This is a genomic window from Bradyrhizobium sp. DOA9, assembly GCF_000617845.2.
GTDB lineage: Bacteria > Pseudomonadota > Alphaproteobacteria > Rhizobiales > Xanthobacteraceae > Bradyrhizobium.
This window is the reverse complement of sequence record NZ_DF820425.1, coordinates 2,286,208-2,312,148: the sequence shown is the minus strand read 5'-3', so window position 1 is coordinate 2,312,148 and position 25,941 is coordinate 2,286,208. Positions and strand designations below refer to the sequence as shown.

The following is a 25,941-nucleotide window of genomic DNA, read 5'->3' as shown; positions in this document are numbered from 1 at the left end:
GCTATTTTGCCTGCTCGAGCTTGGCCGCCTTGGCTGGCTCATACCACCAGATCTCCGGCGCGCCGACCCCGTTGGCGTAGCGCGGCAGCCTCGGTGGATGGCCGAACTGATCCCAATAGGCCAGCCGATGCGTCTTGTTGTACCATTGCGGCACCCAATAGCGACCGGCGCGGAACAGGCGATCGAAGGCGCGGCAGGCGACGGTCAGCTCTTCGCGGCTGTCGGCCGCCATGATCTTCTCGATCATGGCGTCGATGGCCGGACTGGCGACGCCAGCGAGATTGTACGAGCCCTTGGTGTTCGCGACCTGCGAGGAGAAGAACGCGCGCATGGCATCGCCTGGTGTCGCCGACATGCTGAAGCGCTGGATGGTCATGTCGAAATCAAAATCTTCCTGCCGGGCCTTGTGCTGTACGGCATCGACGAGGCGCACGCTCGCTTCGATGCCGAGCGTCGCGAGATTCTTGATGTAAGGCGCGTGGTGCGGCTGGAACGAGGGCTCATCCAGCAGGAACTCGATCTTGAACAATTCGCCGTTCGGCAGCACCCGCTTGCCGTCCTTGATGGGCACGCCGGCCTCGGTCAGCAATTGCTGCGCCTTGCGGAGCAGGCTGCGATCCTGCCCGGAGCCGTCGGAGGTCGGCGGCGTGAACGGCGCCGCGAACACCTCGTCGGGAACCTGGCCGCGAAACGGCTCCAGCAGCTTCAGCTCTTCCGGCGAAGGCGGCGCGTTGCCCGCCATCAGGTCCGAGTTCTGGAATGGCGACACCGTACGGGCATAGGCGCCGTACATGATGGTCTTGTTGGTCCATTCGAAATCGAAGGCATTGATCAGGGCCTCGCGCACGCGGGGGTCTTTGAATTTGTCGCGCCGCGTATTGATGAACCAGCCTTGCGCGCCGGACGGCGTATCGTCGGGCACGATCTCCATCTTGACCCGGCCTTCCTTCACCGCGGGGAAGTCATAGCGCGTCGCCCAGATGCGCGAGGTGAACTCCTCCCGATAGAGATAGCTCTTGCCGGTAAAGCCCTCGAAAGCGACGTCTCGGTCGCGATAGAATTCGTAGCGGACGACATCGAAATTATAGCTGCCGCGGCAGGGCGGCAGATCGGCGGCCCACCAATCCTTCACGCGCTCGAACTCGATGTAGCGATTGACCTCGAACCTGCCGACCTTGTAGGGGCCCGAGCCGAGCGGAATCTCGAGCGATGATTCATCGAATGGGCGGGAGGCGTAGTACGCCTTCGAGAAGATCGGCAGGCTGGCAACATAGAGCGGCACGTCGCGCGCGCGCCCCTTGGCGAAGGTGACGACGAGCGTCGCATCGTCGAGGGCCTCCGCACTGACCATGTCGCGCATCTGCACGATGATCAGCGGATGCCCCTTGGTCTTCAGCGTGGTCAGCGAAAAAGCCGCATCGTGGGCAGTGAGCCTGGTCCCGTCGTGGAATTTCGCCTCGGGCCGCATCGTGAAGCGGTAGACCAGCTTGTCCGGCGATATCTGCACGGATTTGGCTGCCAGCCCGTACATTGCGTCGGGCTCGTCAGCTGCCCGGACCATCAGCGGCGAGAACGTCATATCCATACCTTGTGCGCCGTCGCCTTTCAGGATGAAGGCGTTGAGCGAGTTGAAGGTCTGGTAGGACTGATTGTAGGCGCGCACCGACGGGATCAGCGAGAACGTGCCGCCTTTCGGCGCGTCGACATTGACGTAATCGAAATGATGGAAGTCGGCGGGATATCTGAGATCGCCGAATGCCGACATGCCGTGCGCCTCGGTCGCCGCTTCCGATGCCCGCGCGCTGCGCAGCAGCGGCGCACCGACGGACGCTCCGAGGGCGCCGCCAACACCCAAGACCAGCACATGGCGGCGTGACATCTGCGTCATGCGGGGATTGTCCTTCACGACTTCTTTGCGATCCGCGCCGCCTTGTCTGCGTCGTACCACCAGATGAACGGGAACCCCGACTGACCGTATTTGGGCAGTTCCGCCGGCCGTCCGAACCGATCCCAGCGCGCGGTGCGGATCTTGTTGTAGGTCCATTGCGGCACGACGTAGTGATTCCACAGCAGCACGCGGTCGAGTGCCTTGGTGGCGGCGACGAGATCGTCGCGATCGGTGGCGTAGATCACCCGCTCGATCAGCTTGTCGATGGCCGGATTCTTGATGCCGGCGATGTTGCGCGAGCCGGCGATGTCGGCGGACTTGGAGGACCAGAACTCGCGCTGCTCGTTGCCCGGCGATTGCGACTCGCCCCAGGAGTTCGTGACGATGTCGAAGTCCCACTCGCGCGTCCTGTTCTCATATTGAGTCGGATCGACCGTCCGGACGCTCACGGCAATGCCGAGCCGCTCCAGTGACGGCTTGTAGAACAGCGTAATTCGTTCGAAGCTGGGATCCGAGTTGAGCAGTTCCAGCGAGAACTGGGCGCCGGTCTTGACATCGACCAGCTTGCGGTCGCGCACTTCGTAACCGGCCTCCTTGAACAGGCGGAGCGCTTCACGCAAATTGTCTCGCACCGCTTCCGGACTGCCTCCGACCGGATTGGTGTAGGCCGTCGTGAAGACCTCGGGCGGCACCTCGGCGCGAACGGTCTCGAGAATTTCGAGCTCCTTGCCCTGCGGCAATCCGGTTGCCATCAGTTCATCGATGCCGTCGAAATAGCTGCTGATGCGCTTGTACTGACCGAAGAAGATCTGCTTGTTCATCTCCTCGAAGTCGAACGCGTAGTTGAGCGCGCGACGCACGCGGGGATCGCTGAACTTGGCGCGGCGCAGGTTCGGCACGAAGGCCTGCATCACGCCCGAGCTACGATTGGCGAACTCCTCGAGGATCACGCGCTTTTCGGTCACGGCCGGAAAGTCGTACGCCGTCGCCCAATTCTTCGCGCTGTTCTCGGTCCGCCAATCGACCTGGTCGGCCTTGAAAGCCTCGATCGCCACGGTGGCGTCGCGGAAATATTCGTAGCGCAGCTCGTCGAAATTGTTGCGGCCGACATTGGCAGGCAGGTCGCGGCCCCAATAATCCTTGACGCGCTCCAGCGCGATCGACCGTCCTGCAACGAATTCCTTCACCCTGTAGGGACCCGAACCGAGCGGAATCTCCAGCGTCGTCGTGGAGACGTCGCGCTTGCGACCCTGCGCATCGGTCCCCTCCCACCAATGCTTCGGCAAGACAATGAGCTGCCCGACGATCTGCGGCAGCTCGCGGTTGCCGGGTGCGTCGAACACGAACTTCACGTCACGCTCGCCGACCTTCTCGGCCTTCACCACATGGCTGTAATAGGCCGAGTACATCGGGTGGTTCTTCTTGAAGGAATCGAGCGAGAAGATCACGTCCTCCGGCGTGACGGGCTTGCCGTCGTGCCATTTCGCCTGCGGCCGCAGGCGATAGGTGACGAAAGAGAAATCGTCGGGATGGCTGACCGCTTCGGCCAGCGCGCCGTATTCGGTCGAGACCTCGTCAAGCGACTGCGTCAGGAGCGATTCATAGATGAATGCGACGGCGCCGGCGACCTGGCCCTTCACGCCCGAGACGACGATGTTGAAATTGTCGAACGTGCCGACGGCGATCTGGCGCGCGACCCCGCCCTTGGGCGCATCCGGATTGACGTAGTCGAAGCGCTTGAAGTCGGCGGGATACTTGACCTTTCCGAACAGGGACAGCGCGTGGCGCCAAGGCAGCTCAGCTGCCGATTGCGCATGCGCCACGCCGACGGAAACGGCCGCGACGGGGCCAAGGGCTGGAAGCGCTGCCGCAGCAGTGCCGGTGAGCAGGAGATCGCGTCGGGTGATGGCCAAATCAACATCCCTGTCTTGAAGGAGGCTACTCCTTTAAGTTCCCAATATAGGCGAGGTTTCGACCGAATATGTTGCTTTTTCCTCATCTTGGAAGCCCGGCCGGCCGATCGGATGCGGCCAAACGCCCCGATAACGTCGCCGCGAGGCCCGGATAAGGAAACGGCCAGGCTTTTCAGCCTGGCCGTTTATTCCAAGACGGGTTCTTGAGACCTACTTCGAGGCCGTCGGCAGCGGCTGCGGATGCTCCGACAACGAGTTCAGATAGGCAATGACGTCGGCGCGCTCGGAGTCCTTTGCAATACCGGCAAAGCCCATCGCGGTGCCCGGAATGAAGCCCTTCGGATTGGCGAGGAACTTGTTGAGGTCGTCGAAGGTCCAGTTGCCGCCCTTGCCCTTCATGGCAGCCGAGAAGTTGAAGCCGCCATGGCCCTGGCCCTTGGGCTCACCGACGACGCCATAGAGGTTCGGACCGACGCGATTCGGGCCGCCCTTCTCGAAGGTGTGGCAGGCGCCGCACTTCTTGGCGGCCGCCGCGCCCTTCTCGACGGAGGCGGTCTGGAGCAGCTTCTCGATCGGCTCGGACGATGCGGCGGCAGCGCCGCCTTCCTTGCCGCCGCCGGCATCTTGCTTCACGGCGATCTCGAAGCCGGGCTTTTCAGGCATCTTGGGCGAGAACAGCGCCTGGGCGGTGAAGCTGGTCACCAGAAGGAAGAGACAGGTGCCAAGCACGGCACCCATGATTTTATTGAGTTCGAAAGAGTCCATTTCCGGCCAGGCCCCACCGCAAGAAGGAAACAGCGGCCCAAGCGGCCGCAAGGACGAGCCTCGGGAGAATCAAACGTTCCTTATTGTTTCCCCGAGTTTTGCCATTGAGATATCGGTTTGCCCGGGGTCTGGCAACCCGTATAAGCGACCCGGCTTCAGGCTCGTCCCATCCCATTTTCCCGGTGCGGAAAACGCTCCGTTTTCAGGCTCTTGACCCCAGACCTTTGAACCCAATGATCGATCCCCGCATCCTGGTGCTGATCCCGGCCCGCATGGCGGCCACCCGCCTGCCCGGCAAGCCGCTCGCCGATATCGCGGGACTGCCGATGATCGTGCATGTGCTGCGCCGTGCCGAAGCCGCTGCAATCGGCCGGGTCGCGGTCGCCACCGACACCGACGAAATCGCCTCGGTCGTGACCGCCCATGGCGGCGAGGCGGTGATGACCCGCGCCGACCACCCCTCCGGCTCCGACCGCATCCACGAGGCCATGCGGAAGCTGGACCCTGAAGGCAAGGCCGAGATCGTGGTGAACCTCCAGGGGGATTTCCCGACCATCACGATCGACAACATCCGCGAGGTTCTGCCGCCGCTGCAAGACCCGGCGGTGGACATCGCGACGCTGGCCTCGCGGATCCACACTGAGGAAGAGGATCTCGCCCCAAGCGTGGTGAAGGCGATCGGAACCTCGGTTGGCGGCAGGCGAATGCGCGCACTTTATTTCACCCGTGCGACCGCCCCGACCGGCGACGGACCGCGCTACCACCATATCGGCCTCTATGCCTTTCGCCGCGCCGCGCTGGAGCGCTACGTCTCTCTTCCGCCGTCTCCGCTGGAATTGCAGGAAAAGCTCGAGCAGCTCCGGGCGCTGGAGGCCGGAATGCGCATCGACTTCACCATCGTCGATACCGTGCCCCGCGGGGTTGATACGCCCGCAGACCTGGAGACCGCACGCAGCATGCTTTCCAAATCCTGAGCTGCTGCTACAAGGCCCGTCATGAGCAAGATGAAGATCGCATTCCAGGGCGAACCCGGAGCCAATTCCCACATCGCCATCGTCGAGGCCTATCCCGACGCCGAGCCGATGCCCTGCGCCACGTTCGAAGACGCGCTGTCGGCGATCTCGTCGGGGGAGGCCGATCTCGGCATGATCCCGATCGAGAACTCGGTCGCCGGCCGCGTCGCCGACATCCATCATCTGCTGCCGGCCTCCGGCCTCTTCATCGTCGGCGAATGGTTCCTGCCGGTGCGGCATCAGCTGATGGCAGTGAAGGGGACAAAGCTCGAAGACATCAAGAGCGTCGAGAGCCACGTGCACGCACTCGGCCAGTGCCGGCGCATCATCCGCAAGCTCGGCATCAAGCCGATCGTGCACGCCGACACCGCCGGCAGCGCCCGCGACATCTCGGAGCGCAAGGACAAGACGGTGGCCGCGATCGCCTCGCGCCTGGCCGCAAAGATCTACGGTCTCGACATCCTTGCCGAGGACATCGAGGACGAGGCCCACAACACCACCCGCTTCGTGGTGCTGGCGCGCGAGCCGAAATGGGCGCCCCAAGGCACCGGGCCGCTGGTCACGACGTTTGTTTTCCGCGTGCGCAATTTGCCGGCGGCGCTCTACAAGGCGCTCGGCGGCTTTGCCACCAACGGCGTCAACATGACCAAGCTCGAGAGCTACATGGTCGACGGTAATTTCTTCGCCACGCAGTTCTATGCCGACGTCGACGGCCACCCCGACGACAAGGGCCTCGCCTTCGCCATCGAGGAGCTGAAATTCTTCTCGCGCGAATTCCGCATCGTCGGCGTATATCCGGGCCATCCGTTCCGCGCGACGTTCAGCGAGACGCAGGATTAGTTTCGTGTCCCGGACGCGCGAAGCGCGAGCCGGGACCCAGGGGCTACGATCCCCGTCGCGAAATGGGCCCCGGCTCTGCAGCGCACCGCTGAAGAAGCGCTGCCAAAGCGCGTCGAAGACGCGCGTAAACGCGCTGATGGCGTCCGGGGCACGAGAGCACGTTTACGCCGTTTCTCTTCGCGCCAGCCCGAACGCCTCCGCCAGCAGCGAATACGACTTCTTTCGCGCCTCGTGGTCGTACACTGCCGTGATCACCATCAGCTCGTCCGGCTTGCTCGCGTAGAGCAAGGGCTGCAGCTTCTTCCGCACCGTCGCGGGGCTGCCGACGAACAGGCGCGAGCGGTTGCGCAGGATCGAGGTGCGCTCGGCGTCCGTATACGGATAGGCCATCGCCTCCTCGATGCTCGGCAGCGGCAAATATTGACCGCGGTCGCGGCGAAGGCGGTTGAGATCGAAGGACGAGGCGAGCCGTTCGGCCTCCTCGTCGGTGTCGGCCGCAATGGCGGCGACCGCGAGAATGGCATGCGGGCTTGCACGCCAGGCCGAGGGCTGAAATCGATTGCGATAGTGCACCATCGCATCGATCGCGTCGTGGGACGCGAAATGATGCGCAAAGGCGAAGCCCATGCCGACCTGAGCGGCCAATTCCGAGGAATAATCGCTGGAGCCAAGCAGCCAGATCGGCGGCAGCTGGGTATCGTCGGGCATGGCGACGACGTTATTGTAGGGGTGCCCTGCGGGGAATTCGCGGGTCTCCCACAAAATCAGCTCGTGCAGCCGCTCAAGGAAATCGTCGCCCTCGCGGCGGTCGAGCCGGCTTCTGAGCGCGTAGGCCGTGGCACCGTCGGTGCCCGGCGCACGGCCGAGACCGAGATCGATCCGGCCGGGAAACAGCGCCTCCAGCATCTTGAAGCGCTCGGCCACGACCAGCGGAGCGTGGTTGGGCAGCATCACGCCGCCGGAGCCGACGCGGATGTGCTTCGTCACCGCAGCGATCTGCCCGATCATGACATCGGGCGCCGGGCTCGCGACGGAAGCGAGGTTGTGATGCTCGGCGAGCCAGTAGCGGACATAGCCGAGCCCATCGACGTGACGCGCCAGATCGATGCTGTTGCGCAGCGCCGCGGCGGGCTTGGTGCCTGTTGTGACGACGGAGAGGTCGAGGACGGAGAGCGGGATCATGGCGCGTTAACCTAACGAAGGGCCGGGCGGCGGCAACGGCAGGCTGCGCAGGTCAGAGGGTACGGAGGGGCAGGTCGCCGCGGAAGATGCAAGTTGGGACAGATTACATTCACAATATCATAACTTCATCCTGCCCACCAGCTGAATTGACATTTTGAAGGCGCCTGGATCAAGTAAATACGTTATAATACAACACACTATATCAGTTAATTCACTTTCCCACGACAAAGGGCATACAACATCAAACTTTCACATTATCCAGCATTAGTGGGCCATTTCCCATCGTCGATGGGCTGTCGGCCAAACTGCCTTTGCCTTATCTTAGGTGCTCCCAAGCTAGACCCCACGGCCGGCGGAAATTGGAGCGAGTGGTGCCATGACTGACGTGACGACGCCTGCGACGGCCGATGGGCACCTGAAGCGGCCTGCGATCTCCTTCGAATTCTTTCCGCCCAAGACGGAAGAGATGGAGCGCAATCTCTGGGAAACCATCAACCGGCTCGCCCCGCTCGATCCGAAATTCGTCTCGGTGACCTACGGCGCCGGTGGCTCGACCCGCGAGCGCACCCACTCGACCATCGCGCGCATCCTGAAAGAGACCGCGCTGCTACCGGCGGCGCACCTGACCTGCGTCGGTGCCTCGCGCGGCGAGATCGACGAGATCGTCGACCGCTATCACGACGTCGGCGTCCGCCACATCGTGGCCTTGCGCGGCGATCCCGCCGGCGGCATCGGCACGCCCTATTCGAGCCATCCCGAGGGCTATCAAAGCTCGGCCGCGCTCGTCGCCGGGATCAAGAAGCGGCACGGCGATATCGAGGTGAGCGTGTCGGCCTATCCCGAGAAGCACCCCGAAGCCCGGAACTTCGATGCCGATATCGACACGCTCAAGGCCAAGGTCGACGCCGGCGCGACGCGGGCGATCACGCAGGTGTTCTTCGATAACGACCTCTACTTCCGCTATCTCGACCGCGTGCGCGCGCGTGGCATCGACATCCCCGTAGTGCCGGGCATCATGCCCATGCACAATTTCAAGCAGGCGCGCAATTTCGTGACCCGTGCCGGCACAACGGTGCCGGACTGGTTCGCGGCGAAGTTCGAGGGCCTCGATGACGATGCCGAAACGCGGAAGCTGGTGGCCGCGACCGTTGCGGCCGGCCAGGTGCAGAAGCTCGCCAAGCACGGCGTCGACACCTTCCATTTCTACACCATGAACCGCGCCGATCTCGTCTTCGCGATCAGCCATTTGCTCGGCATTCGCGCCAAGAGCGCGCAGAAGGCGGCGTAACACAAAATGACTGTACCCGTTTCCGCCAAGCGAACTGCCCTGCTGAACGCCGCGCGCGAGCGCATCCTCGTGCTCGACGGCGCCATGGGCACGATGATCCAGAACCTGCAGCTCGACGAGACAGCCTTCCGCGGCGAGCGCTTCAAGTACTTCCATCGCGACCTGCGCGGCAACAACGACCTCTTGATCCTGACGCAGCCTCAGGCGATCGAGGACATTCACGCGGCTTACTTGCGCGTCGGCGCCGACATCGTCGCAACCAACACGTTCTCGACCACCTCGATCGCGCAGGCCGACTACGACCTCACCGACATCGTCTATGAGATGGCGCGCGAAGGCGCCCGCCTTGCTGGCAATGCGGCACGGCGCGTCGCGGCCGAGGACGGCAAGCCGCGCTTCGTCGCCGGTGCCATCGGTCCCACCAACCGCACCGCCTCGATCTCGCCCGACGTTTCCAATCCGGGTTACCGCGCCGTCACCTTCGACGATCTGCGCAAGTCCTATGGCGAGCAGATCCGCGGCCTGATCGACGGCGGCGTCGACCTCCTGCTGGTCGAGACCATCTTCGACACGCTCAACGCCAAGGCGGCGCTCTATGCGATCGCCGAGATCACCGAAGAGCGCGGCATCGACGTTCCCGTGATGGTGTCCGGCACCATCACCGACAAGTCCGGCCGCCTGCTCTCGGGGCAGATGCCGGAAGCGTTCTGGAATTCGGTGCGACATGCAAAGCCCATCACCATCGGCTTCAACTGCGCGCTCGGCGCCGAAGATCTGCGCGCGCATATCGCTGATATCGGCCGCGTCGCCGACACACTGGTGTGCGCCTATCCCAATGCCGGCCTGCCGAACGAGTTCGGCCAGTATGACGAGACGCCGGAATACATGGCGCGCCTCGTCGGCGAGTTCGCGCGCGATGGCCTCGTCAACATCGTCGGCGGCTGTTGCGGCACCACGCCGGAGCACATCGCGGCGATCGCTGCCGCAGTTGCCCCGCACAAGCCGCGGATCATGCCGGAGATCGCGCCGCGCCTGCGGCTCTCCGGCCTCGAGCCGTTCGTGCTGACGGACGCGATCCCGTTCGTGAATGTCGGCGAGCGCACCAACGTCACCGGCTCGGCGCGCTTCCGCAAGCTGATCACATCAGGCGATTACACCGCCGCGCTCCAGGTCGCGCGCGACCAGGTCGAGAACGGGGCGCAGATCATCGACGTCAACATGGACGAGGGCCTGCTCGACTCTGAAGCTGCGATGGTGACGTTCCTCAACCTCGTCGCCGCCGAACCGGACATCGCCCGTGTGCCCGTCATGGTCGACTCGTCAAAGTTCTCGGTGATCGAGGCCGGCCTGAAATGCGTGCAGGGCAAGCCGGTCGTCAACTCGATCTCGATGAAGGAAGGCGAGGAGAAGTTCATCCTCGAGGCCAGGATCGCCCGCCGTCACGGCGCGGCCGTGGTGGTGATGGCATTCGACGAGGTCGGCCAGGCCGACACGTTCGCGCGCAAGACCGAGATCTGCAAGCGCGCCTACGACATCCTGGTCAACAAGGTCGGCTTCCCGCCCGAGGACATCATCTTCGATCCGAACATCTTTGCGATCGCGACCGGCATCGAGGAGCACAACAATTACGGCGTCGACTTCATCGAGGCGACGCGCTGGATCCGCCAGAACCTGCCGGGCGCGCATGTCTCGGGCGGCGTCTCCAACCTGTCGTTCTCGTTCCGCGGCAACGAGCCGGTGCGCGAGGCCATGCACTCGGTGTTCCTGTATCACGCCATCAAGGCCGGCATGGATATGGGTATCGTCAATGCCGGGCAGATGATCGTCTATGACGACATCGACCGCGAACTGCGCCAGACCTGCGAGGACGTCGTCCTCAACCGCGATGCCGGCGCCTCCGAGCGGCTGCTCGCGCTCGCCGAGAAGTTCCGCGGCAAGAAGACCGAAAGCAAGGAAGCCGATCTCGCCTGGCGCGAATGGCCGGTGGAGAAGCGGCTGTCGCATTCGCTGGTGCATGGCATCACCGAATTCATCGAGCAGGATACCGAGGAGGCCCGCAAGACCTCCTCGCGCCCACTCGACGTCATCGAAGGCCCCCTGATGGCCGGAATGAACGTGGTCGGCGACCTCTTCGGCGACGGCAAGATGTTCTTGCCGCAGGTGGTGAAGTCCGCCCGCGTCATGAAGCAGGCGGTCGCCTACCTGATGCCGTTCATGGAGGAGGAGAAGGCGCGCAACCTGGCGAGCGGCATCGGCACCGAGGGCTCCTCGTCCGCCGGCAAGATCGTGCTCGCGACGGTGAAGGGCGACGTCCACGACATCGGCAAGAACATCGTCGGCATCGTGCTCCAGTGCAACAATTTCGAGGTGATCGATCTCGGCGTGATGGTGCCGGCCGCAAAGATCGTCGAGACCGTGAAGGCCGAGAAGGCCGACATCGTCGGGCTGTCGGGCCTGATCACGCCCTCGCTCGACGAGATGGCATTCTTCGCCGGCGAATTGCAGCGCGAAGGCTTGAGGCTGCCGCTCCTGATCGGCGGCGCCACCACCAGCCGCGTTCATACGGCCGTCAAGATCGACCCGAGCTATCGCGCCGGTCCCGTCGTGCATGTCAACGATGCCAGCCGCGCCGTCGGCGTCGCCTCCGCGCTGCTCTCGCCGGAGAAGCGCGAGGCCTATGCCGCCGAGGTCCGGGCGGAATACGCAAAAATCTCGGAGGCGCATCTGCGCGCGCAGGCCGACAAGAAGCGGCTGAAGCTCACTGACGCCCGCGCCAACCGCGTGCCGGTCGACTTTGCCAAGAGCAAGCCGGTGAAGCCGATCTTCCTCGGCATCAAGAGCTTTGACGATTACGATCTCGCCGAGCTCGTGCCTTACATTGACTGGACGCCGTTCTTCCAGACCTGGGAGCTCGTGGGGCGCTTCCCTGCCATCCTCGACGATGCCAAGGTCGGCGAGGTCGCGCGCTCGCTCTATGACGATGCGCGCAAGATGCTCGACACCATCGTGAGGGAGAAATGGTTCCGGGCGCGCGCCACGATCGGCTTCTGGCCGGCGAATGCGCAAGGCGACGACATCGTGCTCTATGCCGACGAGAGCCGCACCAGGAGCATCGCTACGCTGCACACGCTGCGCCAGCAGCTGGAGAAGCGCGAAGGCCGCTTCAACGCGGCGCTGTCCGACTTCATCGCGCCGGCCGGCGTGCCGGATTACATCGGCGGCTTCGTCGTCACCGCCGGGATCGGCGAGGATGCCGTTGCCGACCGCTTCAAGATGGCCAACGACGATTACTCATCGATCCTGTGCAAGGCGCTGGCCGACCGCCTCGCCGAAGCCTTTGCCGAACGCATGCACGCCCGCGTCCGCCGCGAGTTCTGGGCCTATGCGCCGGATGAGGCGCTCTCCAACGAGGAGCTGATCCTGGAGAAGTACTCCGGCATCCGCCCGGCGCCCGGCTATCCCGCGCAACCCGATCACACCGAGAAGGCGACGCTGTTCGAGTTGCTCGACGCGGAGGCGACCGCCGGCGTGAAGCTGACGGAGAGCTTTGCGATGTGGCCGGGCTCTTCCGTCTCCGGGCTCTATTTTGCGAACCCCGAGAGCTATTATTTCGGCGTCGGCAAGATCGAGCGCGACCAGGTCGAGGACTACGCCGCGCGCAAGGGCATGAGCGTCGCGGAAGCCGAGCGCTGGCTCGCGCCGGTGCTGAACTACATCCCCTCGCAGCAGGACAAGACCGTCGCGACAAGGCCTGCGAACGACGAGATGCCGAAAGACCTCGCCTCGCATCCGCCGGGCTGCACCTGCGCGGTGCACCTCGTCTGGCAGAAGAAGCGCGCGGGGGCGGGGTAAGCGGGGCGTTCAAAACAGAAAGCTGGAAAACAACCCCATGCACAGTAGCGATGGGGTTGAAAAGGCTTGAGGATTTTCGGTCTTACCGAAAACGCGTTGCGGCGTCGGGCAAAACAGGGGTATTATGGCATCATCGGCTGCTGTGCGGGGTGACGCAAAGGCGGCGGATGTATCCTGTACCCCTCCCAGATGCACGATGCCCATCCTCCCCTGGAGGGGGAGGATCGGTTCGCATGCAGCGAAGCGGAATGCGGACCGAGGTGGGGTGACGGTCTGTCCGCGTTGAACACTGCCCGCGGTGAGAGATCACCCCACCCCGCTCGCGCTGCGCGCGATCGACCACGGGCGAGCTACGCTCGTCCCGGACCCCTCCAGGGGAGGGTAAGCACCTCACCCCTTCGGCGGGGACAGCGGCTGCACGATCTCCTTGAACGGAGCCAGGGCCTCGCAACGCTCGCTGTGGGCCGCGAGCGCCGGATAGCGCGCGGCATCGAACAGAAGCGGGTGCGCTTCGCGGGTGAAGCGGATGACGCAGGCGACGGCAACGTCGGCGTGGCCGATGCGCATCCCCAGCCAGTACGGCGTCGTCACCTTGGCGCGGTCGGCTTCGAGCACCTTCAGCACGTCCGCGATCTGCGCCTGGCAGCGCTCGACCCATAGCGCGAGCTGCTCCTTCCGCAGCACGCGCTCGTAGAGCAGGCTGACCGCCTTGTCACCGAGGCCGGAGGCGAGCGCGCAGATGCGCAAATGCCTGCGCCGCTCGGTGCCGCCGCGCGGCAGCATGGCCTTGTCGGGGCCGACGAGGTCGTCGAGATAGTCGAGGATGATCATGCTCTCGATCAGCGCCTCGCCGTCGTCGAGCACCAGGGTCGGCACGCGGCGGAGCGGATTGTAGGGCGCGATCCTGTCGGCATCGCCGAAGGTCGACCATGGCTTGTGCTCGAAGGCGAGCCCATAGAGCCGCAGCGCAATCGCGACGCGGCGGACGAAGGGGGAATCATATTGGCCGATCAGGAACATGGTGCACCTCTCGTCATTGCCGGACTTGACCAGGCAATTCATCTTTCCTCAGAGTAGAGAGCGATGGATGCCCGGATCAAGTCCGGGCATGACAGATCGGAGCTTCATCGTGCGCATGCGACATCTGCCATTTCGTCTTCTCGCGCTCTTCGTCGCGATCCCCGCCCACGCCCAGGATCGCCCGATCGGCTTCCTGACGCCGTCGAAGAACATCGCCTGCCAGTTCTTCACCGACAACGGCCAGGGCGTGCTCCGCTGCGACATCATGAACATGGACGCGCGCCCGCGCCGGCCCGCCGATTGCGAGCTCGACTGGGGCCACGCCTTCGAGATGAGCGCGAAAGGCGCCGCGGGTCGCATCTGCGCGGGTGATACCGTGATGGACACGTCGCTGCCCGTGCTGGCCTATGGCGAGGTGTGGCAGCGCGGGGGATTCACCTGCCGGTCGGAGCAGACGGGGCTGACGTGCTTCAACGCGATGCAGCGGGGGTTTTCGCTGGCGCGGGGGAAGCAGGAGGTGTTTTGAGTTTATAGATAGGCAGACTCCGTCATTGCGAGCGCAGCGAAGCAATCCAGACTCTTTCCGCAGAGGCACTCTGGATTGCTTCGTCGCAAGGGCTCCTCGCAATGACGCTGGGGAGGCGGCCGCGTGCTATTCAATGATCGGCACATGCGACGCCGCGTCCCGCGGCGACCTGCCGTCGAGGCGCGGGTCGTCGTCGATTTCGATCTGGCGGCGGAAGGGACGGAAGCCGGAGCGCTGATAGAAGGCGACCGCTCCCGGATGATCGAAGGTGCAGGTGTGCAGCCAGAGGCGGCGGAGGTCGCGTGACCATGCGATCTCCAGCGCACGCTTCATCAGGAAGCGGGCGGCGCCGGTGCCGATCAGGCCGGCGGTGACGCCGAAATAGACCACCTCGCACTGGCCGGGCTCGCGGAAATCCAGCTCCAGAAAGCCTTCATCGCGCCCATCCTGAACGAGGGCATAGACCTCGACGCCGGGCGCGTGGATGATGGCGGCGAGCTCGGTGTCGGTCAGATGCGACCGCGCCAGCCACAGCCATTCCTCGCCGACGCGACGGAAGATGTCGCGATACCAGGGAAGCGCGGGCGCATCGACCTTGCGCAGGGACCAGTTTCCCGGCGGATCCCCGCGGCGCGCGGGAGGCGCGGTCATCTCGAGATGAGTGACGATGGCGGCGATCTTACCGTTCGGGACGTCGGAGTAGCCGTCGGGGACGATCATGGTTCTTGCTTCTTTTGTTTTGGGCTATGCCGATTTGAAGAACAGCAGCAGCCCCGCGCTCCGTCATTGCGAGCGCAGCGAAGCAATCCAGAATCTTTCCGCAGAGGCAGTCTGGATTGCTTCGTCGCAAGGGCTTCTCGCAATGACGGTCGAGGCAGTTGAGCGCACCTCGCGGGGTTGGAGCTAGGAGTCCGTGCTACCCTTCCCCCTCGTCGCTCGCGAGCACGCCCTTCACCGCGCGCGCCCAGCCGGCGAGCTTCCGCTCGCGCGTGGCCTGGCTCATGTTCGGCTTGAAGCGGTGCTCGAGGCGCCAATTGTCGGCGAATTTGGTCGGCTCGGGATAGACGCCCGCCTGGAGGCCGGCGAGGTAGGCGGCGCCAAGGGCCGTGGTCTCCTGGATCACGGGGCGGTCGACGGGAGCATCGAGCAAATCGGCGAGGCGCTGCATGGTCCAGTCGGAGGCGGTCATGCCGCCGTCGACGCGGAGCACGACGCTGGCGGTTTCCGAGCTCGGCCAGTCCGCGCGCATCGCGGCCCAAAGGTCGAAGGTCTGGTAGCAGACGCTCTCCAGCGCAGCATGGGCGAGCTCGGCGGGGCCAGTGTTGCGGGTGAGGCCGAACAGCGCGCCGCGGACGCGCGGATTCCAGTAGGGCGCGCCCATGCCGACGAAGGCCGGGACGAGATAGACGCTCTGCATGGAGTCCGATTGATCCGCAAGAGGTCCAGTCTCGGCGGCGTGCTTGATGATGCCGAGGCCGTCGCGCAGCCATTGCACGGCGGAGCCCGCGACGAAGATCGAGCCTTCGAGCGCGTAGGTGCGCTTGCCCTCGAGCTGATAGGCGACGGTGGTGAGCAGCTTGTTCCTGGAGACGACCGGCGTGGTGCCGGTGTTGAGCAGCGCGAAGCAGCCGGTGCCGTAGGTGGACTTCATCATGCCCGGGCGGAAGCAGGCCTGACCGATGGTGGCGGCCTGCTGGTCTCCGGCGATGCCGGCGATGACGATGGGGCCGCCGAACAAATCGGGCGTGCTCTCGCCGAAGCGCGCGGAGGAATCCTTCACCTCGGGCAACATCGAGCGCGGCACGCCGATGATCTCCAAGAGCTCGTCGTCCCATTCGCCGGTGTGGATGTTGAACAGCAGCGTGCGCGAGGCATTGGTGGCGTCGGTGGCGTGCACCTTGCCGCCGGTGAGGCGCCAGAGCAGATAGCAATCGATGGTGCCGAACATCAATTCGCCGCGCGCGGCGCGGGCGCGCGCACCGGGGACGTGATCGAGAATCCAGGCGACTTTGGTGCCGGAGAAATAGGGATCGATGATCAGGCCGGTCTTCTGCGAGATCACGCCCTCGCGGCCGTCGGCTTTCAGTTTCGCGCAGATGTCAGCGGTGCGGCGGTCCTGCCAGACGATGGCGCGGTGCACGGCCTGGCCCGTGGCACGGTCCCACACCACGGTGGTCTCGCGCTGGTTGGTGATGCCGATCGCGGCGATGTCCTTCGGCTTGATACCGGCGTGCTCGATCGCCTCGCGGCAGACCATCACGGTCGAGGTCCAGATGTCCTCCGGCTCGTGCTCGACCCAGCCGGAGGCCGGAAAATGCTGCGGAAACTCGGCCTGCGCCTTGGCGGCGATGGAAATGTCGCCGCGAAACACGATCGCGCGCGAAGAGGTGGTGCCCTGGTCGATGGCGAGGACGAAAGACATGGCGGCTTACCTTGGCGTTTTCTTTGGGCGTTTTTCCCTGGAGGGGGTCATTGTGTCGCGCCAAAGAAAACGAGATTGCCGGCAAGAGGTCAAGGCGGCTCTTCTCTTACCCTCCCCTGGAGGGGGAGGGTCGATCGCGCGCAGCGCGAGCGGGGTGGGGTGAAGCCACAAAGGTGGCTCACGTTTGTTCCCTGGATTCTTTTCCGTTCATTCCGAAGCACCGCATTCGCCGATAGTCTGTTACCCCACCCCGCTGCGCATTGCATGCGCAGCGACCCTGCCCCTCCAGGGGAGGGTAAGAAAGGGCGCTTCTCGATTACGTTGGCGTTTTTCGCTTGCGCCGGTGAGCGAGGTGCATCGTTTCCGCTTCGCGCGATCCGTACAGCTCGATATAGAATACGCTCGAGCACGGCGGTCAGGTCGCTGGCGATCTCCGAATTCCAGAATCGGATGAGGCGGTAGCCTTCGTGTTCGAGCCAGCGTTGGCGTTCGAGATCGCGTGCGGCCGCATCGTCTTCGTTGTGGTGGCCGCCGTCGAGCTCGATGATGAGACGCTTGGCTGGACAGAAGAAGTCGACAACGTAGGGACCAATTGGAGCTTGGCGGCGGAAGTGCGAGCCGTCCATCGGGAGTTCTTTGAGGGCACGCCATAACATCCGCTCGTGCGGCGTCGTGTTGGCTCGCAGCTTCTTTGCGGCGGCGCGTCGGATTGATGTCGAGACCATTGTTGTGGCTTCACCCCACCCCGCTCGCGCTTTTGCGCGAGCGACCCTCCTCCTCCAGGGGAGGGTGAAGTGAAGCGCGCTCGCGTTACAATTGCAAGTGGTGTGACAGCTACACCGCCGCAGTCGTGACGCCGCCGTCGATGACGATGGTCTGTCCGGTCATGAAGCTCGAGGCGTCGGAGGCGAGATAGGCCACCGCGCCGGCGATCTCTTCGGGCTCGCCGATGCGGCGCAGCGGCGTGGTGGCGGTGCGGCGCTTCAGATTGGCTTCGTCTTCCCAGAGCGCGCGCGCGAAGTCGGTCTTGACGAGGCCGGGCGCGATGCAGTTGACGCGGACGCCTTTCGGGCCCCATTCGCCGGCGAGCGAGCGGCACAGCGCAAAGTCGGCGGCCTTGGAGATGCCGTAGGCGCCGATCACGGTGGAGCCGCGCAGGCCCCCGATCGAGGAGATGATGATCACAGAGCCCTTGCCGCGCTCGGCCATCTCAGGGATCGCGAGCGCGGAGAGCCAGATGTTGCTCTTGACGTTGCTTCCCATGATCTTGTCGAAGGCTTCGTCTGATATGTCGAGCAGCGGGCCGTAATAAGGATTGACCGCGGCGTTGCAGACCAGGATGTCGATCTTGCCATAATGCTTCGTGGCACCCGCGATCAGCGCCTCGACCTCCGGCTTGCGCGCGATGTTGCAGGGGATGACGATCGCATCGCCGCCGGACGCATTGATGCCGTCGGCGACCTCCTTGCAGGCCTCCGCCTTGCGCGAGGAGACCACGACCTTGGCCCCGAGCCTGGCGAGCAGCTCGGCCGAGGAGCGGCCGATGCCGCGGCTGGAGCCGGTGACCACGGCGACCCTGCCGGTGAGATCGAACGGGGTGTTTTGCATTTGGTGTTGCTCCGCTGCTTCAACGGGGTCCGTCATTGCGAGGAGCGAAGCGACGAAGCAATCCAGACTGCCTCAACGGAAAGATCCTGGATTGCTTCGCTTCGCTCGCAATGACGATGTGGAGGGTTCCCGGGTTCACACTACGCGCGCCCATGGGTGACGCCAAGGCGTCAGATCAACCCGCCCGCGTCGGCAACACGGCGCTGGTGGTAGTCGGTGTCGCCAAACGTATTCTCGATCATGGTAAGGCGCTTGAAGTAGTGGCCGATCTTGGCCTCCATGGTCATGCCGATGCCGCCGTGGAGCTGGATCGATTGCTGGCCGACGAACTTCAGCGACTTGCCGATCTGCACCTTGGCCGCGGCGATCGCGCTCGAGCGCTCCCTGGCGTCCTCGAAATCGCCAGCCATGGTCGCGAACATCGACATCGAGCGCGCCTGCTCGGTGGCGACGAACATGTCGGAGGCGCGGTGCTGCAGCGACTGGAACGAGCCGATCGCGACGCCGAACTGCTTGCGCGTCTTGATGTACTCGACCGTGGTCTTGAGCGATTCGTCCATCAGGCCGACCGCCTCGGCGCAGAGCGCGATTCGGGCCTCATCAACCACGCGCTCGATCAGCGCCAGCGAATCCTCGGGGTTGCCGAGCACGGCGTCCGGGCCGACCTCGACGCCGGTGAAGGTGATGTCGGCGGCGTGCTGCCCGTCTTGCGTGGGATAGGACTTCCTGGCGACGCCCTTGGCATTGGCCGGGACCAGGAACACGCCGATGCCTGACTTGTCGCGGCGGTCGCCCTTGGTGCGCGCGGTGACGATCAGCGTGTCCGCATTCTCGCCGTTGAGCACGACGAACTTCTCGCCGTCGATCACGTAGGCGTCGCCCTTCTTCTTCGCGGTCGTGGTGACGTCGAACAGATCGTAGCGCGAGTTCTTCTCGAGCTGGGCGAAGGCCAGCGTCTTGCTGCCGTCGATGATGCCGGGCACGTGCGCGGCCTTCTGCGCCTCGGTGCCGGCATGGCGCAGGAAGCCGCCGCCGATCACGACCGTGGCGAGATACGGCTCCAGCACCAGCGCCTTGCCGAGCGCCTCCATCACGATCATGGTCTCGACGCCGCCGCCGCCGAAGCCGCCATCGGCTTCGCTGAAGGGAAGGCCGAGCAGGCCCTGCTCGGCGAGCTTGAGCCAGACCGTTTTGCTCCAGCCGCCCTTCTCCGCCATGTACTTCTTGCGCTGCTCGAAATCGTAGGAATCGGTCAAGAGGCCGTCGATGCTTTCCTTGAGAAGCCGCTGCTCCTCGTTCAGATCAAAATCCATGTTTCCCTATTCTCCCGGTATTGAGGTCGTCATGCCCGTCCTTGTGCCGGGCATCCACGTTCTTCGTGCCGCTAGGCGTGGATGGCCGGGTCAAGCCCGGCCATGACGGCGAGTGTGTGGTGACTGGCTACGATCACAGCCCCAGCACCGCCTTGGCGATGATATTGCGCTGGATCTCGTTGGAGCCGCCGTAGATCGAGACCTTGCGGTTGTTGAAGTAGCTCGGCGCGATCTGGGCGGTCCAGTCCATGGCTTCGTTCGAGCCGTCGTCGCCGTGCACGTCGTAGGGCGCGGCGAACGGGCCGATCACTTCCATGAGAAGCTCGGTGGTGGTCTGCTGGATCTCGGAGCCCTTGATCTTCAGCACCGAGGAGGCCGGATTGGGCTTGCCCTTGCCGTGCTTGCCTTCGTCGGCGACGACGCGCAGCTGCGTCAGCTCGAGCGCCTTCAGCTCGATCTCGCAGGCCGCCAGCTTCTCGCGGAAGGCGGGATCCTGGATGATCGGCTTGCCGGCGGATTCGACCTTCGACGCCAGATCCTTGATGCGGCGGATGCGCTCCTTGGAGACGCCGACGCGGGCGATGCCGGTGCGCTCGTTGCCGAGCAGGAACTTTGCGTAGTCCCAGCCCTTGTTCTCCTCGCCGATCAGGTTCTCGATCGGGACCTCGACGTCGTCGAAGAAGACCTCGTTGACCTCACGGCCGCCGTCGATGGTCTGGATCGGGCGCACGGTGACGCCTTTCGACTTCATCGAGAACACGATGAAGGAGATGCCCATCTGCTTCTTGGCGTTGTTGTCGGTGCGGCAGAGGCAGAAGATCATGTCGGCGTGCTGGGCGAGCGTGGTCCAGGTCTTCTGGCCGTTGATGATCCACTTGTCGCCTTTGCGCTCGGCTTTTGTCTTCAGCGAGGCGAGGTCGGAGCCGGAGCCGGGCTCCGAAAAGCCCTGGCACCACCAATCGTCGACATTGGCGATGCGCGGCAGGTACTTCTTCTTCTGCTCCTCGTTGCCGAAGGTGTAGATGACAGGGCCCACCATGCTGACGCCGAAGGCGAGCGGCTGCGGCGCCGGATAGGACTGCAGCTCCTCGTTGAAGATGTAGTGCTGCACGCTGGTCCAGCCGGTGCCGCCATATTCCTTCGGCCAATGGCTGACGCCCCAGCCCTTCTTGTTGAGGATGCGCCACCACGTGACCATTTCGTCCTTGGAGAGGTGGCGGCCCTCGACCAGCTTGCGCCGCGTATCCGGCGGCACGTTGTCGCGGAAGAACTGCCGCACTTCGTCGCGAAACGCCTGCTCTTCTTTCGTGAATGCGAGATCCATTGGATCCTCCTGTGAAACGTTACTTCATTTCGTCATTGCGGGGGCATCAGCAGCCCGAATCCCGGACGACGGTTTCTGCTGCTGGCGCAATTCGTGGCGCGACAATTTCCCGACCGGCGTGCGCGGCAGGTCGTCGACGAATTCGACCGCGGCCGGCAATTCGTGCTTGCCGAGCTTGCCGGCAAGCTCCGCGCGCAATTCGTCGAGCGTGAACGGCTTCGCCTCGGGCCTCAGCTTGATGAAGGCCTTTGCGGCTTCGCCGCGATAGGGATCGGGAATGCCGAGCACGATCACCTCGTGCACGCCCGGGATGGTGTAGATCGCCTGCTCGATCATCTGCGGATAGACGTTGAAGCCGCCGGAGATGATCATGTCCTTCTTGCGGTCGACCAGGAAGAAATAGCCGTCGTTGTCGACGTAGCCGATGTCGCCGGTGAGGAAGCGGCCGTCGACGAAGGCCTCCGCGGATCCCTCCGGCTTGTTCCAGTAACCCTTGGTGACGTTCGGGCCCTTGATGCGGATCTCGCCGACTTCGCCCGGCGGCAGCACGCGCTTGGGATCGTCGAGCGCGACGACGTCGAGCTCGATGCCGGGCAGCATCAGGCCGATCGAGCCGGGCTTCTCGGGTCCCGTGGGCGGATGGCCGGTGCCGGGCGAACAGGTCTCGGTCATGCCCCAGCCGCTCTTCAGCTTCTTGCCGACCTTGCGCTCGAAGAAGCTCGCGATCTCAACCGGCAGCGGCGCGCCGCCGGAGCCGATGGTGACGAGCGAGGAGAAGTCGCGCTTGTCGAGATCGGGCAGCGCGGCGATCGCGATCCACATCGTCGGCACGCCGGGAAAGTAGGTCGCGCGCTTGACCTCGATGTCGCGCATCACGGCTTCGACGTCGAAGCGCTGATGCAGCGAGATCAGATTGCCGCGGCGGAGTGAGGACAGCAGCACCACGGTGAGCGCGTAGATGTGGAACAGCGGCAGCACGCAGATCACGCGCTCGATTGTCTCGCCGCGGGCGGCACGGGCCGGCCTGCCCCAGACGTCGTAGATCGACACCGCCGAGGTGAGATTGCCGTGGGTGAGCATTGCGCCCTTGGGCAGGCCGGTGGTGCCGCCGGTATATTGCAGCAGCGCGACGTCATCGGCCGTAACGAGTGGCCATTGCGCAGGCGCGGTGGCGCCCTCGACGAAAGCCGCGAAGGTGACGATGCGGGGATCGTCGGGGATCGCCGCCTGCGGCGTGCCGACCTTGCCCCAATGATCGTCCTCGCAGACGACGAGCTTGTCGATCAGGCCCTTCTCCAGGAATTTCAACGCGGTCGGCAGCAGGGCCTGGAGGTTGGAGGTGACGAGCAGGCGCGAGCCGGAATCGGCGATCTTGTGCGTCAGCGCGATCTCGCCGTCGAGCGGCGACAGATGCGCGACGCGGCTGCCGGCCTTCAATGCGCCGAAGAAGTTGACGGGGTGATCGGGCGTGTTGCCGAGGAACAGCGCGACCGACGCGCCTTTGCCGATCCCGGCGCGCAGGAACGCCGCGGCGGCGCGATCGGCCAAGCTCGCGAGTTCGGTATAGGTGATGGGCCGGTCCCGGAATTCCAGCGCGGTGCGCGCGCCGTAATCGGCGGCGGCCTTCGCGAGAAGGTCCGGCAGCGTGCCCTGGACGATGGTCTCGTCCCAACGCACGCCCTCGGGGTAAAACTGTTCGCCGGGATGAGTCATGGAATCCTTAAACCGCACAAGCCGTCATTCCGGGGCGCCCGAAGGGCGAACCCGGAAGCCATCGGGCAGCGCACTCAGAGGCGAAATGGATTCCGGGCCTGGCCCTGCGGGCCATCCCGGAATGACACCGAGAGTGCAAGCCCCCATCACGCCGCCTTCGACTCCGCCGCGAGCGAGGCAAACGTCTTGCCTTCCGCCGCCAGCTTCTTCAGCAGCGGTGCCGGCTCGAGGCTGGGGTCGTTGGTCTCCCTGGCGTAGAAGGCCAGGCGATCGGCGATGTGCTTGAGGCCGACGCTGTCGGCCCAGAACATCGGGCCGCCGCGGTAGATCGGCCAGCCATAGCCGTAGAGCCAGACCACGTCGATGTCGGAGGGACGCGCCGCGATGCCCTCCTCCAGGATCTTCGCGCCCTCGTTGATCATCGGATACATCATGCGCTCGAGGATCTCCTCGTCGCTGACGATTCGCTTCTTGCGGCCGAGACGCAGCAAGGTCTCGTCGATCAGCTTCTCGACGTCGGGGTCAGGCAGCGGCGCGCGAGAACCCTGCTCGTACTTGTAGTAACCCTTGCCGGTCTTCTGGCCGAAGCGGCCGGCTTCGCAGAGCGCGTCCGCGATCTCCGACTTGATGCCGCGGTCCTTGCGCGAGCGCCAGCCGATGTCGAGGCCGGCGAGATCGCTCATCGCGAACGGGCCCATCGGCATGCCGAATTTCGTCACCACGGCATCGACCTGCTGCGGCAGCGCGCCCTCGAACAGCAGCTTCTCGGACTGCTTGCCGCGCTGCGCCAGCATGCGGTTGCCGACGAAGCCGTCGCAGACGCCGACCACGGCCGGCACCTTCGCGATTTTTCGCGCGATGGTCACCGCAGTCACCAGCGCATCCGGCGCGGTCTTGTCGGCGCGCACGATCTCGCACAGCTTCATGACGTTGGCCGGCGAGAAGAAGTGCATGCCGAGCACGTCCTGCGGACGCTTGGTCGACTTCGCGATCTCGTCGATGTTGAGATAGGAGGTGTTGGAGGCGAGCACGGCGCCGGGCTTGGCGTACTGGTCGAGCTTGCCGAACACCTCCTTCTTCACCGCCATGGTCTCGAACACGGCCTCGATGACGAGGTCGGCATCGCCGACATTTTCGATGCCGACCACGCCGTTGATCAGCGCCATGCGCTTGGCGGGCGCATCGGCCGGGATGCCGCCGCGCGCGGCGGTCGCCTCCCAGTTCTTCTGCATGATGCCCAGGCCGCGCTTGAGCTGCTCTTCGCCGGTCTCGATCAGGGTGACGGGCACGCCGGCATTGGCAAAGGACATCGCGATGCCGCCGCCCATGGTGCCGGCGCCGAGAATGGCAACACGGTTGACCTGTCGCGGCTTGGTGCCTTCGGGCACGCCCGCGATCTTGTTGGCCTCGCGCTCGGCGAAGAAAGCGTAGCGCTGCGCCTTGGACTGGTCGCTGGCGACGAGCTTGAGGAAGCCCTCGCGCTCCTTCTTCAAGCCTTCGTCGAAGGGTAGGTCAATGGCGTAGCCGACGGCGTCTGCGGCCGCGAACGGCGCCTCCAGGCCGCGCGACTTCTTGGTCATGGCAGCGACCGCATTGGTGAAGATCGAACGGTCGGCCTTGGCCGCCGCGAGCTTGGAATCGTCGTCGCGCAGGCGGCGCAGCGGACGCTTTTCCGCCAGCAGCTTGCGCACGAAAGCCTCGCCGCCGGAGGCCGGCCCTTCGATGATCTCCTCGATCAGGCCGTTCTTCAGCGCTTCCGCGGCCCCGATCGGGTCGCCGCCGACGATCATCTTGACGGCGAGCTCGGGCCCGACCGCGCGGGGCAGGCGCTGGGTGCCGCCGGCGCCGGGCAGCAGGCCGAGCTTGACCTCGGGCAGGCCGAGCTTGGCCTCTTTCACCGCGACGCGGAAATGGCAGGCCAGCGCGACCTCGAGGCCGCCGCCGAGCGCGGTGCCGTGGATGGCGGCAACGACCGGCTTCGGCGAATTCTCGATCTCGGACAGCACGTCGTTGAGGGCGGGCGGCTTCGGCGGCTTGCCGAACTCGGTGATGTCGGCCCCGGCGATGAAGGTGCGGCCGGCGCAGGTCAGCACGATGCCCTTGATGGCGGGATCGGCGATCGCGGCCTTGACGCACTCGAGGATCCCACCGCGGACTGCGGCACTCAGCGCATTGACCGGCGGGCTGTTCACCGTGACGATCCCGATTTCGTCATGACGCTCAAGCTTGACCACTTCGCTCACGGTGTCCCTCCTTGGTGGGGATTTGCTTTTGTTCGATTTCGCGGTGCGGAATTTAATTCCGCATCTTGACGGCAGGGTTATTTTGAAGCACGGACGTTGTCAACGACTCCGCGCAAGAAGCAGATCAGGGATGAAGCGTACAGGAAAGAAGACCGCGACCGATCGGAATTTCGTCGTCGCGCTTTCCCGCGGACTCGAAGTATTGCGCGCGTTCCAACCCAATGACGGCCTGCTCGGCAATCAGGAGATTGCCTCGCGCACCAATCTCCCCAAGCCCACCGTGTCGCGGCTGACCTACACGCTGACCAAGCTGGGCTATCTGACGCCGGTTCCCCGCTTCGAGAAGTACCAGCTCGCACCTGCAGCGATGTCGCTCGGCTACGCGGCGCTGGCCAATCTGGGCGTCCGGCATTTGTCCGAGCCGTTTCGCGAGGAAGTGATGCGCGCGACCGGCGGCGCCGTCGCCGTCGGCGGCCGTGACCGTCACAGCATGATCTATTTCGGGCAGAGCCGCGGAAGCGAGACCGTCGGCGTTCAACTTGACGTCGGCTCGCGCGTGCCGATTGCAACCAGCGCGATGGGCCGCGCCTATTTCTGGGCGCTCGACGACGAAGGTCGCGCCGAAGTGTCGCGCATTCTGCGCGAACATTACGGCAGCCGCTGGCCGAAGATGCGCGAGGGATTGGAGCGCTCCGGCGAGATGGTCGCGAAATACGGTTTTGCGATTTCGGTCGGCGACTGGCACGACGACATCGGCGCGGCCGGCGTCGCGCTCAGGCTCAACGACGGAACCGGACCTTACGCATTCAATTGCGGCGCGCCCGCATTCCGCTTCACGGAAGAGCGCTTGATCAACGACATTGGACCGCGTCTCTTGGCGATGGTAAGGAACATCGAAGCGGCGCTCGGGGGTCTGATGCCGCATTCAAAAAAAGACATCAGCAAAAAGCTGAAATCAGGAGGAAAAGTTGCGCGTGTGGCCGAGGGATTCAGATAGCCTTTGTCATCGTCGGGAGCGGCTCGCATCGCCC

The 25,941-nt window shown here is 64.5% G+C and carries 20 protein-coding genes; 7 read left to right on the top strand and 13 right to left on the bottom strand.

The window, feature by feature from the left end; genetic code table 11:
• Position 1: 1 nt before the first annotated feature.
• The 3 genes from BDOA9_RS10725 to BDOA9_RS10715 all read right to left on the bottom strand — a co-directional run bounded on the left by BDOA9_RS10725 (position 2) and on the right by BDOA9_RS10715 (position 4,566).
• Positions 2-1,888, bottom strand: a complete 1,887-nt coding sequence (locus BDOA9_RS10725; RefSeq protein WP_025033939.1) for an extracellular solute-binding protein — start codon at positions 1,886-1,888, stop codon at positions 2-4.
• Positions 1,889-1,902: 14 nt separating this feature from the next.
• The gene (locus BDOA9_RS10720) at positions 1,903-3,801 is read right to left on the bottom strand and encodes an extracellular solute-binding protein (protein WP_025033938.1); all 1,899 of its coding nucleotides are present in this window, start codon (positions 3,799-3,801) and stop codon (positions 1,903-1,905) included.
• 210 nt (positions 3,802-4,011) lie between these two features.
• Positions 4,012-4,566 (bottom strand): c-type cytochrome, encoded by a 555-nt coding sequence (locus BDOA9_RS10715; protein WP_025033937.1) that lies wholly within the window; start codon positions 4,564-4,566, stop codon positions 4,012-4,014.
• Between the two features lie 233 nt (positions 4,567-4,799).
• Between BDOA9_RS10715 and BDOA9_RS10710 the strand changes: the two genes are divergently transcribed.
• Positions 4,800-5,540 (top strand): 3-deoxy-manno-octulosonate cytidylyltransferase, encoded by a 741-nt coding sequence (locus BDOA9_RS10710; RefSeq protein ID WP_025033936.1) that lies wholly within the window; start codon positions 4,800-4,802, stop codon positions 5,538-5,540.
• A gap of 21 nt (positions 5,541-5,561) precedes the next feature.
• On the top strand, positions 5,562-6,419 hold the full coding sequence (locus BDOA9_RS10705) for a prephenate dehydratase (RefSeq protein ID WP_025033935.1): 858 nt from the start codon (positions 5,562-5,564) through the stop codon (positions 6,417-6,419).
• 162 nt (positions 6,420-6,581) lie between these two features.
• Here the strand turns inward: BDOA9_RS10705 and BDOA9_RS10700 are convergent, their stop codons facing one another.
• Entirely contained in the window at positions 6,582-7,601 is a 1,020-nt protein-coding gene (locus tag BDOA9_RS10700; RefSeq protein ID WP_025033934.1) for an LLM class flavin-dependent oxidoreductase, read from the bottom strand.
• A 376-nt stretch (positions 7,602-7,977) separates the two neighbouring features.
• On the opposite strand from BDOA9_RS10700, the gene metF reads away from it, so the two are divergent.
• Positions 7,978-8,889 carry a methylenetetrahydrofolate reductase [NAD(P)H] gene (metF, locus tag BDOA9_RS10695; protein WP_025033933.1) on the top strand — a complete coding sequence of 304 codons (912 nt, stop codon included), beginning with the start codon at positions 7,978-7,980 and terminating at the stop codon, positions 8,887-8,889.
• 6 nt (positions 8,890-8,895) lie between these two features.
• On the top strand, positions 8,896-12,741 hold the full coding sequence (gene metH / locus BDOA9_RS10690; RefSeq protein WP_025033932.1) for a methionine synthase: 3,846 nt from the start codon (positions 8,896-8,898) through the stop codon (positions 12,739-12,741).
• Positions 12,742-13,131: 390 nt separating this feature from the next.
• Here metH and BDOA9_RS10685 read toward each other — a convergent pair whose 3' ends face one another.
• Positions 13,132-13,761: a glutathione S-transferase family protein gene (locus tag BDOA9_RS10685; protein WP_025033931.1), complete on the bottom strand. Its 630-nt coding sequence runs from the start codon at positions 13,759-13,761 to the stop codon at positions 13,132-13,134.
• A gap of 88 nt (positions 13,762-13,849) precedes the next feature.
• Between BDOA9_RS10685 and BDOA9_RS10680 the strand changes: the two genes are divergently transcribed.
• Positions 13,850-14,287: a DUF6636 domain-containing protein gene (locus BDOA9_RS10680; RefSeq protein WP_244521465.1), complete on the top strand. Its 438-nt coding sequence runs from the start codon at positions 13,850-13,852 to the stop codon at positions 14,285-14,287.
• A gap of 126 nt (positions 14,288-14,413) precedes the next feature.
• On the opposite strand, the gene BDOA9_RS10675 is transcribed toward BDOA9_RS10680, so the two are convergent.
• Positions 14,414-15,007 carry a GNAT family N-acetyltransferase gene (locus tag BDOA9_RS10675; protein ID WP_025033929.1) on the bottom strand — a complete coding sequence of 198 codons (594 nt, stop codon included), beginning with the start codon at positions 15,005-15,007 and terminating at the stop codon, positions 14,414-14,416.
• On the opposite strand from BDOA9_RS10675, the gene BDOA9_RS38785 reads away from it, so the two are divergent.
• Positions 15,006-15,194 (top strand): hypothetical protein, encoded by a 189-nt coding sequence (locus BDOA9_RS38785; protein ID WP_192859554.1) that lies wholly within the window; start codon positions 15,006-15,008, stop codon positions 15,192-15,194. The two genes, BDOA9_RS10675 and BDOA9_RS38785, sit on opposite strands and share 2 nt — an antisense overlap.
• 9 nt (positions 15,195-15,203) lie before the next feature.
• Here the strand turns inward: BDOA9_RS38785 and glpK are convergent, their stop codons facing one another.
• The 7 genes from glpK to BDOA9_RS10640 form a co-directional block, all read right to left on the bottom strand.
• Positions 15,204-16,709 (bottom strand): glycerol kinase GlpK, encoded by a 1,506-nt coding sequence (glpK, locus tag BDOA9_RS10670; RefSeq protein WP_025033928.1) that lies wholly within the window; start codon positions 16,707-16,709, stop codon positions 15,204-15,206.
• 89 nt (positions 16,710-16,798) lie between these two features.
• A complete protein-coding gene (locus BDOA9_RS39395) occupies positions 16,799-17,365 on the bottom strand; it encodes an endonuclease domain-containing protein (protein WP_244521578.1) in 567 nt (188 codons plus the stop codon).
• A 178-nt stretch (positions 17,366-17,543) separates the two neighbouring features.
• Positions 17,544-18,317 carry an SDR family NAD(P)-dependent oxidoreductase gene (locus tag BDOA9_RS10660; protein WP_025033926.1) on the bottom strand — a complete coding sequence of 258 codons (774 nt, stop codon included), beginning with the start codon at positions 18,315-18,317 and terminating at the stop codon, positions 17,544-17,546.
• A gap of 170 nt (positions 18,318-18,487) precedes the next feature.
• Positions 18,488-19,630 carry a pimeloyl-CoA dehydrogenase small subunit gene (pimD, locus tag BDOA9_RS10655; RefSeq protein WP_025033925.1) on the bottom strand — a complete coding sequence of 381 codons (1,143 nt, stop codon included), beginning with the start codon at positions 19,628-19,630 and terminating at the stop codon, positions 18,488-18,490.
• 133 nt (positions 19,631-19,763) lie between these two features.
• Positions 19,764-20,954 (bottom strand): pimeloyl-CoA dehydrogenase large subunit, encoded by a 1,191-nt coding sequence (gene pimC, locus BDOA9_RS10650; protein ID WP_025033924.1) that lies wholly within the window; start codon positions 20,952-20,954, stop codon positions 19,764-19,766.
• A 24-nt stretch (positions 20,955-20,978) separates the two neighbouring features.
• Positions 20,979-22,667: a dicarboxylate--CoA ligase PimA gene (gene pimA, locus BDOA9_RS10645; RefSeq protein ID WP_025033923.1), complete on the bottom strand. Its 1,689-nt coding sequence runs from the start codon at positions 22,665-22,667 to the stop codon at positions 20,979-20,981.
• 146 nt (positions 22,668-22,813) lie between these two features.
• The gene (locus BDOA9_RS10640; RefSeq protein ID WP_025033922.1) at positions 22,814-24,910 is read right to left on the bottom strand and encodes a 3-hydroxyacyl-CoA dehydrogenase NAD-binding domain-containing protein; all 2,097 of its coding nucleotides are present in this window, start codon (positions 24,908-24,910) and stop codon (positions 22,814-22,816) included.
• A 130-nt stretch (positions 24,911-25,040) separates the two neighbouring features.
• Between BDOA9_RS10640 and BDOA9_RS10635 the strand changes: the two genes are divergently transcribed.
• Positions 25,041-25,907, top strand: coding sequence for an IclR family transcriptional regulator (locus BDOA9_RS10635; RefSeq protein WP_025033921.1), 867 nt, complete (start codon positions 25,041-25,043; stop codon positions 25,905-25,907).
• Positions 25,908-25,941 lie beyond the last annotated feature (34 nt).